The 14,978-nt window shown below is 40.0% G+C and carries 17 protein-coding genes; 13 read left to right on the forward strand and 4 right to left on the reverse strand.

What is annotated here, in order from left to right; translation table 11 throughout:
* The 7 genes from LEPBI_RS01650 (at position 1) to LEPBI_RS01680 (ending at position 5,321) form a co-directional block, all read left to right on the forward strand.
* Positions 1-777, forward strand: coding sequence for an enoyl-CoA hydratase/isomerase family protein (locus tag LEPBI_RS01650; RefSeq protein ID WP_012476098.1), 777 nt, complete (start codon positions 1-3; stop codon positions 775-777).
* Complete coding sequence (locus LEPBI_RS01655; protein ID WP_012387370.1) at positions 774-1,625, forward strand: hypothetical protein; 852 nt, start codon at positions 774-776, stop codon at positions 1,623-1,625. The genes LEPBI_RS01650 and LEPBI_RS01655 overlap by 4 nt, the downstream gene beginning before the upstream one ends.
* Positions 1,626-1,768: 143 nt before the next feature.
* Positions 1,769-2,107: an arsenosugar biosynthesis-associated peroxidase-like protein gene (locus tag LEPBI_RS01660; protein ID WP_012387371.1), complete on the forward strand. Its 339-nt coding sequence runs from the start codon at positions 1,769-1,771 to the stop codon at positions 2,105-2,107.
* A 3-nt stretch (positions 2,108-2,110) separates the two neighbouring features.
* Positions 2,111-3,085: an arsenosugar biosynthesis radical SAM (seleno)protein ArsS gene (arsS, locus tag LEPBI_RS01665; protein ID WP_012387372.1), complete on the forward strand. Its 975-nt coding sequence runs from the start codon at positions 2,111-2,113 to the stop codon at positions 3,083-3,085.
* Positions 3,086-3,841, forward strand: a complete 756-nt coding sequence (map, locus tag LEPBI_RS01670; protein ID WP_012387373.1) for a type I methionyl aminopeptidase — start codon at positions 3,086-3,088, stop codon at positions 3,839-3,841.
* A gap of 159 nt (positions 3,842-4,000) precedes the next feature.
* Positions 4,001-4,798: an alpha/beta hydrolase gene (locus LEPBI_RS01675; protein WP_012387374.1), complete on the forward strand. Its 798-nt coding sequence runs from the start codon at positions 4,001-4,003 to the stop codon at positions 4,796-4,798.
* A 118-nt stretch (positions 4,799-4,916) separates the two neighbouring features.
* Positions 4,917-5,321, forward strand: a complete 405-nt coding sequence (locus tag LEPBI_RS01680; protein WP_012387375.1) for an MAPEG family protein — start codon at positions 4,917-4,919, stop codon at positions 5,319-5,321.
* Here the strand turns inward: LEPBI_RS01680 and LEPBI_RS01685 are convergent.
* The gene (locus LEPBI_RS01685; protein WP_012387376.1) at positions 5,318-6,319 is read right to left on the reverse strand and encodes an NAD(P)H-dependent glycerol-3-phosphate dehydrogenase; all 1,002 of its coding nucleotides are present in this window, start codon (positions 6,317-6,319) and stop codon (positions 5,318-5,320) included. The two genes, LEPBI_RS01680 and LEPBI_RS01685, sit on opposite strands and share 4 nt — an antisense overlap.
* A 56-nt stretch (positions 6,320-6,375) precedes the next feature.
* Here LEPBI_RS01685 and LEPBI_RS01690 point away from each other — a divergent pair, with 56 nt between their 5' ends.
* From LEPBI_RS01690 to LEPBI_RS01710, 5 genes are read left to right on the forward strand one after another with little or no spacing between them, the layout of a single operon-like run.
* Positions 6,376-7,056 carry a hypothetical protein gene (locus LEPBI_RS01690; protein ID WP_012387377.1) on the forward strand — a complete coding sequence of 227 codons (681 nt, stop codon included), beginning with the start codon at positions 6,376-6,378 and terminating at the stop codon, positions 7,054-7,056.
* Positions 7,057-8,061 (forward strand): metallophosphoesterase family protein, encoded by a 1,005-nt coding sequence (locus LEPBI_RS01695; RefSeq protein WP_012387378.1) that lies wholly within the window; start codon positions 7,057-7,059, stop codon positions 8,059-8,061.
* Complete coding sequence (locus LEPBI_RS01700) at positions 8,062-8,463, forward strand: hypothetical protein (protein ID WP_012387379.1); 402 nt, start codon at positions 8,062-8,064, stop codon at positions 8,461-8,463.
* Positions 8,464-8,468: 5 nt separating this feature from the next.
* The gene (recG, locus tag LEPBI_RS01705) at positions 8,469-10,529 is read left to right on the forward strand and encodes an ATP-dependent DNA helicase RecG (protein ID WP_012387380.1); all 2,061 of its coding nucleotides are present in this window, start codon (positions 8,469-8,471) and stop codon (positions 10,527-10,529) included.
* 14 nt (positions 10,530-10,543) lie between these two features.
* A complete protein-coding gene (locus LEPBI_RS01710; protein WP_012387381.1) occupies positions 10,544-11,344 on the forward strand; it encodes a M15 family metallopeptidase in 801 nt (266 codons plus the stop codon).
* On the opposite strand, the gene galE is transcribed toward LEPBI_RS01710, so the two are convergent.
* Positions 11,339-12,307, reverse strand: coding sequence for a UDP-glucose 4-epimerase GalE (galE, locus tag LEPBI_RS01715; protein WP_012387382.1), 969 nt, complete (start codon positions 12,305-12,307; stop codon positions 11,339-11,341). The two genes, LEPBI_RS01710 and galE, sit on opposite strands and share 6 nt — an antisense overlap.
* Positions 12,304-13,110 carry an acyl-ACP--UDP-N-acetylglucosamine O-acyltransferase gene (gene lpxA / locus LEPBI_RS01720; RefSeq protein ID WP_012387383.1) on the reverse strand — a complete coding sequence of 269 codons (807 nt, stop codon included), beginning with the start codon at positions 13,108-13,110 and terminating at the stop codon, positions 12,304-12,306. Before lpxA ends, galE begins: the two co-directional genes overlap by 4 nt.
* Before the next feature lie 99 nt (positions 13,111-13,209).
* On the opposite strand from lpxA, the gene LEPBI_RS01725 reads away from it, so the two are divergent.
* The gene (locus LEPBI_RS01725) at positions 13,210-13,566 is read left to right on the forward strand and encodes an Hpt domain-containing protein (protein WP_012387384.1); all 357 of its coding nucleotides are present in this window, start codon (positions 13,210-13,212) and stop codon (positions 13,564-13,566) included.
* Here LEPBI_RS01725 and LEPBI_RS01730 read toward each other — a convergent pair whose 3' ends face one another.
* On the reverse strand, positions 13,567-14,949 hold the full coding sequence (locus LEPBI_RS01730; RefSeq protein WP_226992852.1) for a DUF6938 domain-containing protein: 1,383 nt from the start codon (positions 14,947-14,949) through the stop codon (positions 13,567-13,569).
* Between the last annotated feature and the right edge of the window lie 29 nt (positions 14,950-14,978).

Consider the following 14,978-nt stretch of genomic DNA (forward strand, 5'->3'; position numbering starts at 1 on the left):
ATGACTCCTTTTGCAGAGATATTTCATGGAGACCGCATCTTGGAAATCAAGATGCAGTCCAATGAAAAAAACACATTTGATTTTGAAGCCTTTGTTTTATTCCAACAAATTTTAAACAAACACGCAAATAATCCTAATTTGCGTGTTTTGCTTTTTACCTCCGCACAAACTCAGTTTTTTTCCAATGGGATTGAACCCACTCTCATGTATGGAAAAACCGAATCGGATGTGAGACGTTCCGTGGAACAGTTGTTACGTACGGCGCAAACCTATTTCCACTTTCCCGTACCTACGATTGCTGTGATCAATGGCCATTGTATGGCCGCAGGGGCAGTGTTTGCTCTCTTTTCGGATTACCGTTATATGGTGGACAAAGGAGGCAGGATTGGTTTTTCAGAAGCCATTGTGGGTCTCAACTTTCCTTCCATTCCTACAATCGTATTGCAAGACTTAGTTGGTGTAAAAGCCGCGCGAGATCTCTTGTATACGGGGAAACAAATCAAAGGCCCTGAAGCAAAAGAAATTGGCCTTGTGGATGAACTCTATACAGCAGAAGATTTGTATCCGGAAGCGATGAAATTTGCAGAAACATTATCTAAACTTACTTACAATTCAAGCCGTGGGATGAAGACCGCCTTACGTGAACCATACCGCGCCCAAATGGAATCCTTATTCGCATTGGATGCAGACCTCTTTACTAAGGTGATTTTATCACCTGATGGCCAAGAAGGGTTTTTGTCCCTGATCGAAAAACGTAGGCCAAAGTTTTCGACATGATGCGAATCCTGATTGTATTTGTGGTCATGATTTTTTTAAATTGTGCCACAAACGCAGTCAGACAGAGGTCAAAACTTGTTTCTACTAAAATCCATCATTTGGATTCCATCAAACTCATCCATCCCAACAATGATTTGCTCTTTGAATCCCCTGAATTAAAAACAAAAGATGGGACAACATACAAACGTTCCATCAATGCATTGGATCGACGTATAAATAAATGGTATGCGCCACACCCAGAAAGCCAAATAGAGACTTTGGAGATGAGAGAGATAACAAACCAAGGGGAAAGCTCCCGTAATGGAGGCATCTATTTCCGACCAAAGTCATACAACTATTCTTGGTCTCTGTATCTATCCAAGGAGTTCTCTGCTGTATACAAATTATCGGTAGATGATTACACAGGGATACCCAAGGAAATTGAATATGTGGAATATGAAAATTCCTTTGGCATTTGTCTCGAATTAAAGTCGGGTAAAACATGTTATGAATCAATTCCTATCGAAACAAGTCAGGATCCACATACCTTCCAATTGAATCGTTGTGATGTTTGCCAAACAAAAATTCGAAAGACAATTCGCATTCCCAAACAACCCACAGATGATTCTCTTGTCGTGGCCATTGTGGATGATCAAGGAATCGTAGGAAAGATATACCAAATAAATTCAAAAAAATATGGATACCTTCTCCATTGGTATATAGAAATTAATTCCATAGAAAAGTTTGAAACGAATATTAAATGGTATCCCGTTCTTCCGTTTGCCTTCCTTTGGGATGCCATCACCATTCCATTCCAAATCCTTTTGAAAATTCTGACAATCATTGCCTATAGTCGTTCATTTAGTTAAAAAAAGAGAATCGTACCAATCCTTAAGAATTAGAAACTTTGTCTAAGATATTGACCGAACCTAAAACCTTTTTGAATTCCCAAGACAGTGCTTGCCCTTGACGAAAAGAGAAAGGTCAAAAAAAATCATCATAGAGGGAATGTATGGCAGAAAATCATTATTACAATGCAAAAGACTTAGGAAAATTTGGAGAGATTGGTCGAACCAATCCAGCTCTTGCGGATAAATTTTTTGGATACTACAATGCGGTGATGGCAGAAGGGGCCCTATCAGAACGAGAAAAAGCACTCATCGCACTTGCTGTTGCCCATGCTCTCAAATGTCCATACTGCATTGATGCATATACTACCACCTCACTTCAAAAAGGTGCTGATGAAGCACAAATGAATGAAGCTGTACATGTTGCGGCAGCCATGGCGGCAGGTATCAATTTAGTTCACAGTGTACAAATGCAAAATAAAATAGACGAACTTTCGTTTTAGAGTATGGAATTACAAGAACAACATTCCACCTTACACCAATATAGTGGAAAACCGTTTTTAACAACGGTGGGAAAACCAATTCATGCTCGTTCTCTCAAGGTGTTCCAAATCAATGTTGGCAGGTGGTGTAACCAGGCTTGTCGGCATTGCCATGTGGATGCATCTCCCATTCGAACGGAAATGATGGAAAAAAAAACAGCAAAACTTTGTATTGAACTCATTTCCAAAATTCCAGAAATTGAAACGGTAGACATCACAGGTGGTGCACCGGAAGGGAATTCCCATTTCAAATATCTTGTAACGGAAGCAAGGCGACTTGGCAAACGTGTGATCGATCGCTGTAATCTGACCATTTTAGAAGAACCGGGTTTTGATTGGTTGTATGAGTTTCTAAAAGAAAACCAAGTAGAAATTGTCTCTTCTCTCCCTTCTGTATTGGAAAATGTAACCGACAACCAACGCGGAAAAGGTGTATTTCAAAAATCTATCACCGCCTTAGAGAAGTTAAATGCGATTGGATATGGGACAACACTACCGATTCATTTGGTTTATAACCCCAATGGACTTTTTTTAAGTTCTGGGCAGTCCCAATTAGAAAAAGAATTCAAAGAGAATTTGTTTAAAAAATATGGAATTGTTTTCAACCAATTGTATTGTATCAACAACCTTCCCATCAATCGATTTTTAGGATCCCTTGTGAGAGCAGGAAAATTTGAAATGTATATGGAAACATTGGTGAACGCTTTCAATCTAAGTACAGTGAATGGCCTCATGTGTTTGGACCAAATTTCTGTGGGATATGATGGGTCTGTGTATGATTGTGATTTTAACCAAATGTTAGAGCTGAAATCAAAAGAAGTCAAACACATACAAGATTTCGATTTGCTTTCTTATCTAAGTCGAGAAATCGTAGTAGCAAACCATTGTTATGGATGTACGGCTGGAGCAGGGTCTAGTTGTGGAGGGGAGATTGTATAAATGTCGATTCAAAATGAAAAAGACCTTCAAGGGATTTTAAAAGCAGGAAAGTTTGTCGCAAAAGTCAGAGAGTTATTAAAACTTTTGGCAAAACCTGGTGTGTCTACTTTGGAACTTGATTTGGCCGCCAAACATGAGTTTGAAGCCGCAGGCGCATTTTCCGCTCCCAAATTTGATTACAAATTCCCTGGTTTCACTTGTATCAGTACCAATTTTGAAATCGCTCATGGCATTCCCAAAAAAGAAACCATTCTAAAAGAAGGGGATTTGGTGAATGTGGATGTTTCTGCGAAACTGGACGGTTATTATGCCGACACTGGGATTTCGTTTGTTGTGGGAAACTCCAACCAAACACTTCAAAAACTTTGTGAAACTGCCATCGAAGGCACCATGCGCGCCACAAAACAAGCGTTTACTGGAAATTATCTTCGACATATTGGAAAAGAAATCCATTCGGCAGCCAAAGAAAATGGATTCACTGTGATTAAAAACTTAGCGGGCCATGGAACCGGTAAAAAACTCCATGAAGAACCGCAAGTTCTCGTTTATGAAGACAAACGTGACCATAGGAAACTAAACCAAGGCCTAGTCCTTGCCATTGAATCTTTTATTTCCACGGGAAGCCAAACGGCATATGAGGAAGCAGATGGATGGACACTCGTGGCAGGGAATAGACAAGGAACCCTTAGTTATGTGGCACAGTGTGAACACACAGTCATCGTTCAAAATGGCAAACCCATCATCGCGACTTTGTAAACAGAGCTTGAAATAATCCCTTTCTTTGATTCGGATTTTGATTTTGATTCAGGTTCACATTTACATCAATTGGCCCAACTAAGTTTTTTCAGTGTTTGGTCTCAGACTTTGAAGATTCTCGAATCAAACCGGAATTCATTGAATGCACTTGAGTAATTTATGTTTCCATTAGAAATCATTGAATCTGGTGTTTCTGCCGAAAAAGCAAATAGAATTCTCATCCTTTGGCCAAGCACTGGTGGGAATGCTCGTTCCTTTCGGATCCGAGATTCGGAATTGGTAAATCTTGGGCTTCGACTGATTCGGTTCAATCCACCTTCGCATGGGAATTCCCATGGGACCTATGATCCAAATACAGCAATACGATTGTTAGATGAATATCTAAAAGAGAAAAACTATATTGGAAAACCTTTGTATGGGATTGGGCATAGTGGAGGAGGGGCTGCTCTTCTTTTGTATGCCAATCGAGTGCCCTTCCAAAAATTATTTTTATTATCACCAATCTTAGATAGTGTTTTGAGTTTACAGTATTTGTATGAATCCAATTCGATTGAAGAATTCAGTCGTTTGCTTCTTGTACCAAATCTTTCTGATGAACACTCTCCCAACAAACGGATATTAGAGACCTTAGCGACTCCCCAGTGGTTGGAATCCGGTGAAGTGGACCACTTATCCTTTCCTGTCAAAAATCCAAGGATCCAAGTTGAATCTCTTGCCAAGTTTTTACAAAATTTATTTTTACCAGGTTTCCAAGTGGAAGACAAAGATATTGTCAAAGGAACCGATGTGACAATTTTCCTACCAACAAAGGACAAATGGTTTCCAAAAGAGTTCACGGCACAATTTGCCAAAAGAAACCAAATTCGATTGGTTACAATTCCAGAAGCCCCCGACCATTTTTTTTCACAAAGTTGGCTACATGTTTGGAAGGAAATCAAAACCATCGGCTGGGATTAGAAAATCACTTCAGGCAAAAAAAAATCATTTAATTGGTTTACAAATGAACGGGAGTCAGTTAGGATTTCCCCCTGTATCGTTTCACTCAAGAAAAGTGAGTGGATACAAAGGAGAATATGTGGAACCCATTTATTTAGCATTGATACTGTTCACTCTTTGGACAATAGGACTGGGAGTGACTTTGACTACTTACCGAAGCGTACAGGTGTTACTTGGGAAAAAGAAATCGAATGAATTTCCAGCAGGAATCCAACATGGGAGTGATTTCAATTGGAGGCTCAACCGTGCCCACCTCAATAGTTTGGAAAACTTACCGTTGTTTGTGGCTGTGGTATTTTTGACAGTGAGCCTCGGAAAGTTGGACTCATTTGTCAACCAAATGGGATTTGTGATTTTGGGAGCAAGGGTTTTACAATCCCTCACTCATTTGGTCGCTACAAATGTCCTTGCTGTGAACATTCGGTTCACATTTTATATGATCCAGATTGTATCTTATATCATACTACTGATTCGATTGGTTTAAACTCCTTCTCGTTTGAGGTCACGACTCATGAGGGCTCTCACCACTTCTTTTGGGTCTTTATCTTCGTATAACATATGATACACTTCTTGGGTGATGGCCATCTCTACTCCCAATTTATCTGCTAGGTTTTTGGTGGAGAGAGTGGTTTTCACTCCTTCTGCCACTTCATTCATCGAGGACAAAATTTCTTTTAAAGATTCCCCTTTCCCCAATCGAAATCCTACGGTTCGGTTTCTCGATGCTTCCCCACAACAAGTGAGGACAAGATCCCCCATCCCGGAAGGTCCGAGGAATGTCATTGGATCGGCACCCATTTTGATTCCCATCCTTGTGATTTCGTTTAACCCGCGTGTGATGAGGGCCGCCCTTGTATTTTGACCAAACCCAAGTCCATCGGCAACCCCTGCGGCAATGGCGATCACATTCTTTAAGGCACCACCCACTTCCACACCAACCACATCAGGAGTCCAATACGTACGAAAATAGGTAAAGCTAAAGATCTCTTGCACTCGTTTGGCGGTGGCTTCGTTTTTGGAAGCGATGGAGACAATGGTTGGAACTCGTTTCACCATCTCTTTGGCAAAACTAGGTCCAGAGAGATAGGAGAGTTGCGAATGGAATTGCCCAGGTAATTCTGATTCAAAAATTTCAGAAACAAGACGTAAACTTTCATTTTCGATCCCTTTAGAAGCGGAAACAATGGGAACCTTGGGTGGGATATGGTCTTTGATTTCCTTTAAGATCCCAGAAAGGGCATGGCTAGGGGGAGCAGAGACGATCATATCCTTGTCTTTGACCACTTGGATGAGGTCAGTACTCGCTTTCAAACGATCGGGTAAGACCAAATCAGGCATATGTTTGGAATTCATATGGTTTTCATTGATGGAACGAGCTTGTTCCTCACTTCTTGTCCAAAGGGTAACGTCATAACCCTTGTCTGCCAAAATACTACCTAGTGCAGTGCCAAAACTTCCAGCGCCAATGATTCCAATCTTCATGAGTTCAGTATTCTAAATCTGCTTTCCAAAAAGGCAATAGAAAATAAAATTAAAATATGCTTTTGACGGATCTCTTCCGTTTCAACCCACTGAATCTCTTTTTGCCACCAAAAGTGGTCCCAAAGAGTAATTACAAAGTTACCTTACTGCTTGGTAGCTTAAAAAAAGTCATAAACACTGAAATCATTGCAGAAGATCCTGACTTAGAGAGTTTGGAGGTTGGTTCCTCCAAAGGAGAAGTCATTTTAACCGGCACCTACCGAATGGAATGGTTGTGGATTGCTCGATTCTTAAAAGTAAAGTCCATTCGCTTTAGAGTCAGACTCAAACCCGTGTTAGTCAAAGATAACAAAGCTCGTTTAAAAATTGTGGGTTATCGCGCTTGGGATACAAAACCAAGGCGATTTGATTTTGTTAGGTGGTTTGTCAAAATCGATCCTTTTCACAAAAAGAAAGTATTTGAATCCATCATGCATGAGGCTCCCCATATTCTATCCATTACTGGACTCCAGTGGGAATTATTATTTGATCTGAATTATTTTTTAAATTTGGTTCCGTCGATTGCAGGTAAAATTGAAATCCAATACCTAGTGGCGGACCACAATGAATTGTATATTTTTGTTCGGTCTTCTACGATTTTAAAACCACTTGTGGATTTTTTTGGACCAGAGTATCTTAAAATCGATTACATTGAAGAAGACCGAGATGTCCAAATGTTACTGTGGGAAAATGAATAAATGAAGATCATTTATCTAACAGATATCCACGATGGTCTTCATGGACTCAAACGAATCCTACAAACAACAGAAGCGGATTTGTATCTGTTTTCTGGCGATATCATTTATAAAGCATTTTTTTCATTTGATCGGATCATCGATTTTTGTGGTGTACAAGAAGAATTGTATTACCTCTTAACAGAAAGAAAAGATGATTCCACACCATTTGACTTCACAACTCATGCCATTCGGTTCCCTGAAAAATACTCGACGGCAATCGTTGAAAAATCACAAAAATACAGAGACTTGTACAAGTTAGCTGCCAAAACGATGAAGGAAAAATACGAAATCATCGAAAAACTCATCCAGAAATATGCAAAATCACCTGTGTATTGTTTGCCGGGAAATTATGATTTAGATCTGCAGTACACAGAATTGTACCAACGTGAATTGCACAGAAAAAGTTTTGATTTTCAAAATCTGAAAGTATCAGGGTATGGTGGAGCTCCCATTTGGACTTCTGGGATTCCTGAAAAACTAACAGTTGTTTTTCACGAGTATACAAAAAATGGGAAAAACTATAGCGAACCAGAAGATTTTTTCCGTGAAGAACTCCCCGATATCTGTTGGATTCACAATCCCGCTTATGGATATTTTGATACCATTCCGGGTGTTGGGAAATGTGGAAGCCAAGGGATCCGCAGGTATTTGGATGACGAGTCCCCTTCACTTGTTGTTTCAGGCCATGTCCACGAAGACCAAGGCATTCAAAAAAAGGGAAATACTGTTTTTATCAATCCATCTAACTTTGGTGCGGTGGATTCCTTACATGGTTTCCAAGAAGGTGGTTATTTTGCTGAGATTTTGATGGATGGAAAAGATGTGGTCCAATCAAATCTTTGCCAACTTCGTGGTGAGGATTGGCAGACTCTAATTGAAGTGGATTGTTCGGAGAAACATTTAAAACTCATATCTCAAAATCCAATCTCTACTGTGAGTTCCGAAGATTACATTCGAGGGAATTAAATGGTCACCTTTCTTACGATTTGTGGCGTATTATTTACTGCTGCCTTTTTTCTTTACGCACTTTCAGCAGTAGACAACCAAAGTTTAAACCAAAAAGAAAAAGAACGATTAAAAAAAGAAGAAAATCTACGTGTGGGTGATCCACGGAAAGTATACGGAAAAGAAAAAGATCCGAACCTTCCAAGGATTCGCCTATGCCCTGTTTGTGGCACAGTCCTTAGAAAGGATGAATACTTGTATGCAGCCATATCCACTTATACCAATAGTGAAGGAAAAAAACAGGCTCAGATCTACGGATGTAAGTATTGTTATCTCATTTTAGATTCCGAAAAAAACAGTACTGTTCCAAACAATACAAATGACAATCCCTTTGGCCAACCGAAACCAACCGATGAGATATAAAATTTATGTTTGATGTCACACAAAGTTTATCGAATCTCAAAGGGATTGGTCCAAAACGAAAAACTGTATTATTAGAACATGGAATCTCTACGTATTATGAATTATTAACCTATTTTCCAAGACGATACTTGGATCGTAATTTTACAAAAGATATCATTTTAAAACAAGGTGATGTAGTCACTTTACTTGGAAGTATTGTAGATAGTTACATTGTGCACGGAAAAAAAAGTCGGTTACTTGTTGGCTTTCGAACCTTAAACAATGAAAGGATCAATTTAGTTTTCTTTCGTGGAGTCAATTTTTTTCAAAAACTCTTTGCCATCGATAAAAAGGTTGTGGTCTCAGGGAAATTAGAATACTTTCGCGGTTACCAAATCCTCCATCCTGAATATGAATTTTTATCCGATGCAGATGACCCAGAAGATTCCATTCACGCTGGGCGCATCATTCCCTTATACCCTTCCACGGAAGCATTAAAAGAAGATGGACTCGATTCCAAGGGTTTACGGAAACTCATCCACCAAGTTTTGGAAGCTGGAACAATCAGCGAAAATTTGCCATCCAAATTCATCAAAAAACGTAAGTTACTTGGTCGTGACGAAGCCTTTCGAAACATCCACTTTCCTGACACAATGGAAACTGTCCAAATAGCTCGGAAACGGTTTGCGTATGAGGAATTTTATTACTTCCAACGTTTGCTTTTGTACAAACAAAGAGAGAGACAAAAAGTAAAACGACTGTTATGGCCACTTCCAAAATCTCCATCACGAACTAATTTAGAAAAAAATCTTCCGTTTGAACTCACAGAAGACCAAAAATCGGCTGTCACAACCATCCTTTCTAAAACCAATTCCGATTCGCCTTCTGCATTTTTATTACAAGGGGATGTTGGTTCTGGAAAAACCATCACGGCTCTCCTTGTTGGTTTGCATTATATTGACAACCACATCCAAGTTGTGTTTCTCGCACCAACGGAAATCCTAGCTAGACAACATTACCAAACGATTTATAAATTTATGGGAAACATGCCATTCCTTGGGATCGAATTATTGTTAGGTGGCGAGAATAAAAAAACCAGAGCTGAAAAACTATCTAGGATCAAAACGGGAGAATCCAATATCATCATTGGAACACATTCTTTATTACAAGAAGATGTGATCTTTTCTGATTTAGGACTCGTTGTGATCGATGAACAACATAAGTTTGGAGTGGACCAAAGGGAAACCATACGTGCCAAAGGAAAAAATCCTGATATATTGGCCATGACTGCCACACCCATCCCTCGGACACTTTGCCTCACATTGTATGGTGATTTAACTCTCGTGAATATCAAAACAAAACCAAAAGGTCGAAAACCCATTGATACACGTTGGTACAAAGAAGACCGTAGGGCCGGTGTTTACAACTCTATCCGAAAGTATGTTAGTTCAGGTAGACAATGTTACATTGTGTACCCGCTTGTAGAAGAATCCGAAAAAGTGGATTTAGAATCTTGTACAGTGGCTTATGAAAATTTGAGAACAACGGTTTTTCCTGACTTAAAGATTGGCTTATTACATGGAAAAATGAAAAGTGTCGAAAAAGAATCCGTGATGGAAAAATTCAAGTCAGGGGAAATCCAAATCCTTGTCACAACAACTGTTGTGGAAGTGGGTGTGGATGTACCCAATGCTACCATTTTAGTTGTGGAACATGCAGAACGATTTGGAATTTCCCAATTACACCAGTTACGTGGTCGTGTTGGTAGAAGTGATTTGGAAAGTTTTTGTATTCTGATGACGGGTGATTCTATCAGCGAAGAAGGTAGGGACCGTCTCGAAGCCCTTGTCGCTTCCAATGATGGATATTATTTGGCAGAGAAAGACCTTGCCATTCGCGGTCCTGGAGAACTCTTAGGAGTCAAACAAAGTGGATTACCTGAGTTTAAAATCGCAGATTTAGTCGTGGACAGAGAACTTTTGGATGAGGCGAAAGAAGATGCATCTTCCATCCCACTTGATGACCCAAATGAAGTATCTGAGTTAAGGATTCGATTTAGCGAAGGTAAATTTTTATTTGCGAATTAACCAAAGATTTTTAAATGAACCTTATTATGTTCAGACCAAATTATCTTTTTTTGTTTTTGCTCTCATTATTATGTGTCTGTGGTGAAAAACCAGTCAAACAAACTCAATCTGATTTATATTTGGGGATTGATAAAGTTTCCTATTTAACAGGTAAATTCAATTCTCCTGGCCCATTAGCGCCTGTTATTTTAGAAGAAAATGCAAAAGAACATTATTTAAGACCTGATGTAAAAAAAGCACTTCATCGAATGATCAATGATTTTGAAGATTCGAAACCGAAGTCTTATAAACAACATATCTTTTTAGTCTCCAGTTTTCGCAATTTCTCTCACCAAAAAGGAATTTGGGAATCCAAATTCACTGGGAAAAAATCGATGCGAGTTCCCATCACAGGTAAGTCACCTGAGGAAATCATTCATTTGATTTTGGAATTTTCGAGTGCGCCAGGAACGTCACGCCACCATTGGGGAACCGATTTTGATTTGAATGCATTGGACAATGCTTACTTTGAATCGAATGGAAAAGGAAAAATTCTCTATGATTGGCTAAAAGAAAATGCATCCAAATATGGGTTTTGCCAACCATACAGCCCACTTGCCACACGTAACAACAAAGGTTATCAAGAAGAGAAGTGGCACTGGTCGTATGCACCGATTTCGAACCAACTCACGAAGGAATGGGTAAAGTCATTTTTGTCAGGAGAGATCAAGCTGGAAGGAAGTTTTTTAGGTGCTGATGTGCTCGACAACCGGGCCTTGGATTTTGTTAGATCCATCAACCCGGAATGTGAAAAGATAGGTTCTGCTAATTTATAAGTTTTTGTAGAGATTCCACATACTAGAAAGTAGGGTTTCTGCATCACTATAAATTGGTTTCCAATTGAGAAGTTCCCTTGCTTTTTTGGAAGAAGCAAGTAACTTCGCTGGATCTCCGAGTCGCCTAGGACCAGTTACGTGAGAGATTGGTTTTCCTACAACTTTTTCTGATAAGTCTGTCATTTCTTTTACTGAGTAACCAGATTCGGATCCTAGATTTACCGTTAAACTTTGATTATTTGCCATGATGTAGTTTAATGCTAAAACATGTGCCTTCGCTAAATCCGAAACGTGGATGTAGTCGCGAACACAAGTACCATCTTCTGTTTCATAGTCGTTTCCATAAATTTGAAATCCATTTCGAATTCCGGATGCCGCTTCCATAATGATGGGGAGTAAATTCGCAGGAGTTTTTTCGATTCCCTTGATCCTCCCTTTGGGATCATACCCTGCGGCATTGAAGTATCTTAGCCTTGCGGACTTTAAACCTTTTAGTTTATCAAACCACTCCAAATTTTCTTCAATACAAAGTTTGGTATAACCATAATAGTTCTCTGGTTGTAAGGGATGGTTTTCATCAATGGGTAAGTACTTTGGAGCTCCATAGACTGCCGCAGACGATGAAAATACAATGTACTGGCATCCATATTGGATCATTGCGTTTAACAATGTGAAGGTGCCATTTAAATTGTTCATTGTGTATTTGAGAGGATCGGTCATCGATTCCCCTGCTGCTTTCCATGCGGCAAAATGGAAGACAGCATCCACTTTTTTAGCGAAGGCTTTTTTTAAGATTTCAGGATCTTGGATTTCGCCTTTGATGAATTCATTTTCGGGAAACAAATTGGCTTCGTTTCCTTTTTCCATATCATCTACAATGATGATTTCATGTCCTAGTTCCATAAGTTCGAGGACAATATGACTTCCGATATATCCGGCTCCCCCGGTAACGAGAACTCTCATTCTTCGTCGGATCCACCAGAAACAAAACGGTGGTCCACAACACCACGTTTGCTTGTTTCGAAGAATTCGATTACCTTTTGCACTTCTGGTGCAGGGTTTGGATCTTTCTTAAGTTCAGCTAAAGCTTGTTTTGTGTTGAATCCACTGTGATAAATCACCTTGTAGACTCTTTTGATGGCAAGGCGAACATCGGCAGAGATTCCCGCTCGTTTCATACCAACCACATTCAAACTTACGATGAGGCCTGGATGGCCATCGACTGTGGCATAAGGAGGGACATCTTTCACAACTTTCGTTAGTCCTGCTAACATCGCATAATCGGCAACTCGCACAAATTGGTGGACTCCTACAGATCCAGAAATGAATACTTTGTTCCCAATCACAACGTGACCTGCAAGCATTGTATTTTGAACCATGATGTTATGATCACCAACAATGACATCGTGGGCAATGTGTACATTTCCCATTAGGTAATTGTGACTTCCGATGACAGTTCCTTTGCCTTCGATGGTTCCTCTATGAAAGATTACGTTTTCTCTAAAATGATTGTGATCCCCAATTTCTAAGTAGGTTTTGGTTTCGGGTTTGAAAGCCAAATCTTGAGGTAATCCGCCGAAACTACCGCCAGAAGAAATTTTATTAAATTTACCGATTCTGGTCCCAGATAGGATTTTTACATGGGATTCGATAACAGTTCCTTCTCCGATTTTGACATCTTTTTCGATGATACAAAATGGTCCAACTTCAACGGATTCATGTAATTCCGCTTTTGGATCGATGATGGCAGTGGGGTGAATTTTCATATTGAATTACAAAAAAAACCAATTGGAAAGACCTGCAAATGATTTTTTAAAATGTAATTTACACGGTTTTCAGCGTCTGTTATCTTTTGGAAGGGTGGTGTGCACTTGTTAATAGACTGGTCCCGTATCGAATCTCTTGTGGATATGAATGATCCTGAAGACCAAGCATGGCTTAAGGAAATGATTGCTTCGCTTTTAGAAAATATGGCAACTCGGGTTGAAAATTTGGACCGATTGATGTTATCCAAAGATCCAAAAGACCTACAATCGGAATTGCACCAGATCAAAGGTGTGGCTGCTAATTTTGGACTCGCAGCACTCTCTGAAGTAGTGATCAAAGCAGAAGCTCTTGTGAAAGCTGGTGATGTAGAAACATCGATTCTAGAAGGAAAAAAATTCCAGGGATTTGGGAATCCACAAAACTGGAACTCCAAAATAAATTCTCTACGTAGATGATTAGGTTGCGGTCGCCATGGCAACGGCCGTCTTACTTCCGTTATAAACGCCTTCAATCGTATTTTTAATGATGGACTCGTTCATTCTGAGTAACAAATCATCCGACTCGGTAAAAATTTGAACGAGTTCCTTTGCATGCATCACTTCCCTACATTCCACTGTCCCTTCCCCAAGTTCCAAGGAGCGAACAACAGAGGCGGCTTCATGGTCTCCCACTCTTCGGATAAAAAGTTTGGGAATTGGGAAAAAAGCCAACTCCGATGGTTTTGTCACAAGGACATCCGCGATTCGTATGAGCCTGTCTGTCGCTGAAAAAGCTTCTGTATGTGTTGGAAAATGAAACAAAACAACAGGTGGATTGTTTTCATTGTCGTCTGACCTGAGAGGATGTCGTGTTATGAAGGTTAGTAGGTCTTCCCAGGAATCAATGGAAAGATAAGGAATTTTTTGGAAGATCAAATACTCTTCGATTGCTTTTAATACTTTGACATGATCTCCGGTGTTAATCCAATACACTGCCTTTTTGTTGGTGAGATAGGACTTGGTCAATCGGATGAGATCTACGATGTATCCTTTTTGTGCACCAGCACCACCAATTGGGATTAAGAACCTTCTGACTTTTTTTGCATCAATCCTTCGCACTCGATTTTCAGAATCGGTCACTGCATTAGACACGATGTCTTCTGAAACCCAGTGTCCCGCCACTGCTAAGTTGTCTTTCGGAACACCCATCTCCATGAACTTTGTATACGAAGAGGGAGACTGTACTAAATTTAGAGCACCAGGGACAAGTAAGTAGTACTGTGGATAATTATCACAAATGAGATGGATGGTTTTTTGAAACCCTGAGGCGATGGCAATTTGACCATTTAACGGATATGTGGTGATCACAGGGGAGTCTGTGGGAATGCCATTCATAAGTCCCTTATATAGAGCGGCTAGTTGGCAAGATAGTTCGAGCGAAGTGAGATTTCCTTGAGACATAAGTTGTCCCCAAATCCATTCCACTGGCCCACCGATCTCAGAACTCATACGGGAAAAAAAACTATAACCAGAATCGATATCACGAATGGCCTTTGACTCCGGGGATTCGATGGCCAGTAAATCATGAAGGTAGGTAGGAATGTTTTTTTGTAAGGAATGAGAGTAAACGGAAAGCGCCATCCTGTGGTGGCCATACCCCATACGGATACTTCCGACCACGAGTCGTTTTTGGATAGGGTTTTGTCCTTTGTCGGAAATGAGTTCTAGTCCAGGATAAAGTGGAGAAGGGGAAGAAAATAAAGGAATGGAGGTTTCTCCAATCGAATATCGTTTTTGGAGGATCCCTCGAATGAGGCCAGCGGTTTGTTTGGAAATAAAACCTGTATCTAGGCCGAACATTGGTTCTCGATTCATGCAGGAAGTGTACT

The sequence above is a fragment of the Leptospira biflexa serovar Patoc strain 'Patoc 1 (Paris)' genome, assembly GCF_000017685.1.
Classification (GTDB): domain Bacteria; phylum Spirochaetota; class Leptospiria; order Leptospirales; family Leptospiraceae; genus Leptospira_A; species Leptospira_A biflexa.

Bases quoted from the DNA above. Each gene is read 5' to 3' on its own strand.
- LEPBI_RS01650 (WP_012476098.1), top strand. From the start codon at position 1: ATGACTCCTTTTGCAGAGATATTTCATGGAGACCGCATCTTGGAAATC.
- LEPBI_RS01700 (WP_012387379.1), top strand. From the start codon at position 8,062: ATGGTCACCTTTCTTACGATTTGTGGCGTATTATTTACTGCTGCCTTT.
- LEPBI_RS01710 (WP_012387381.1), top strand. From the start codon at position 10,544: ATGAACCTTATTATGTTCAGACCAAATTATCTTTTTTTGTTTTTGCTC.
- LEPBI_RS01685 (WP_012387376.1), bottom strand. From the start codon at position 6,319: ATGAAGATTGGAATCATTGGCGCTGGAAGTTTTGGCACTGCACTAGGT.
- LEPBI_RS01675 (WP_012387374.1), top strand. From the start codon at position 4,001: ATGTTTCCATTAGAAATCATTGAATCTGGTGTTTCTGCCGAAAAAGCA.
- arsS (WP_012387372.1), top strand. From the start codon at position 2,111: ATGGAATTACAAGAACAACATTCCACCTTACACCAATATAGTGGAAAA.
- recG (WP_012387380.1), top strand. From the start codon at position 8,469: ATGTTTGATGTCACACAAAGTTTATCGAATCTCAAAGGGATTGGTCCA.
- lpxA (WP_012387383.1), bottom strand. From the start codon at position 13,110: ATGAAAATTCACCCCACTGCCATCATCGATCCAAAAGCGGAATTACAT.
- LEPBI_RS01695 (WP_012387378.1), top strand. From the start codon at position 7,057: ATGAAGATCATTTATCTAACAGATATCCACGATGGTCTTCATGGACTC.
- galE (WP_012387382.1), bottom strand. From the start codon at position 12,307: ATGAGAGTTCTCGTTACCGGGGGAGCCGGATATATCGGAAGTCATATT.
- LEPBI_RS01730 (WP_226992852.1), bottom strand. From the start codon at position 14,949: ATGTTCGGCCTAGATACAGGTTTTATTTCCAAACAAACCGCTGGCCTC.
- LEPBI_RS01660 (WP_012387371.1), top strand. From the start codon at position 1,769: ATGGCAGAAAATCATTATTACAATGCAAAAGACTTAGGAAAATTTGGA.
- map (WP_012387373.1), top strand. From the start codon at position 3,086: ATGTCGATTCAAAATGAAAAAGACCTTCAAGGGATTTTAAAAGCAGGA.
- LEPBI_RS01655 (WP_012387370.1), top strand. From the start codon at position 774: ATGATGCGAATCCTGATTGTATTTGTGGTCATGATTTTTTTAAATTGT.
- LEPBI_RS01690 (WP_012387377.1), top strand. From the start codon at position 6,376: ATGCTTTTGACGGATCTCTTCCGTTTCAACCCACTGAATCTCTTTTTG.